Source organism: Siphonobacter sp. BAB-5405 (genome assembly GCF_002872335.1).
Classification (GTDB): domain Bacteria; phylum Bacteroidota; class Bacteroidia; order Cytophagales; family Spirosomataceae; genus Siphonobacter.
Genome location: NZ_NJAG01000163.1, coordinates 1 through 1127 on the forward strand (window position 1 = coordinate 1; position 1127 = coordinate 1127).

2 protein-coding genes are annotated in these 1127 nt (G+C 50.6%); both read right to left on the minus strand.

What is annotated here, in order from left to right:
* A partial coding sequence (locus BWI97_RS26790) for a LytTR family DNA-binding domain-containing protein (RefSeq protein ID WP_102203470.1) occupies window positions 1-609 on the minus strand: 609 nt, incomplete at its 3' end.
* Window positions 606-1127 (minus strand): sensor histidine kinase (locus BWI97_RS26795; protein ID WP_199182135.1); only part of this gene is annotated, 522 nt, incomplete at its 5' end. The genes BWI97_RS26790 and BWI97_RS26795, both read right to left, overlap by 4 nt.

Here is a 1127-nt window from a genome sequence, read left to right on the forward strand (position 1 = left end):
GGCGAGTGAAACGATGTAGGAGCGGTGGACCCGGCAAAACTGCCTAGGCGGCAGTAGCTCCAGGATCTCTTTCAGGGCCATATACGTCACGATGCGTTGCTGAGTAGTATACACCGATATGTAGTTATTCAATCCTTCAATGTAAAGGATGTCACTAAAAGCAACCCGATGAAAGGTGTGTTTGGCATCTCCTTTCAGAAAGAGGTGCGTTTTCTCCGGCGTGGAACCTGAGGAGTCCACCCCCTGCAGAGCCATAAATTTGGACAAGGCTTTCTGAAAGCGTTCCAACGCAATCGGCTTAACCAGGTAGTCCACTACGTCCAGATTGAAGCCTTCCAGAGCGTACTCAGGATAAGCCGTAGTCAGGATCACTTTACACGAATCCCCACAAATTTTGACGAATTGAAGCCCGGTCAGTTCCGGCATCTGAATGTCTACAAACACCAGGTCAATGAGTCCGGCGTTCACCAGCCGTATGCTTTCGTATACATCCGTAGTAGCTTTGACCAAGGTAAAGTCAGCGTTTTCAGCCAGGTACGTTTCAATTACCTGCGTAGCATAGAGCTCGTCATCGAGGGCTAAACAGCGGTAGGGTCGTTTTATACTCATAAGCTTAGCATCAGAGAAACATGGAAGGTGTCGACCTGGCTTCGGATGGTCAGGGCGTGGCGGTCTGCGTACAGCAGGGCCAGCCGCCGTTTTACGTTTTCCAGTCCAATGCCGGTCGATGGAAGTTGGGAATGGCGATTCACGCGATTCCGGATCTGAAAGAGGAGCTGGGAATCACGGATCGTTAGCGTAATCGAGATGGGAAACTCCGGATCATTGGTCACCCCATGTTTGAGAACATTCTCGATGAACGGCAGCAGCAATAAGGGAGGTATTTCTACGGACTTCACGGGCCCCTCCACCCGTAGCTGGTAGTGAAAAGCCGGGGAAAAGCGTAGCTGGTATAGACTCAGATAATCCTGAATAAACTGGATCTCTTCTTCCAAGGATACCTGCTCCCTGCGGTTTCTGGTGAGCGTATACTGCAACGTTTTCGAAAGTTTCATCACGGCCGGAGCCAGGGGACCCGGCAGGGGTAAGGCCATCGCGTAAAGATAATTCAGGGTATTGTAAAGAAA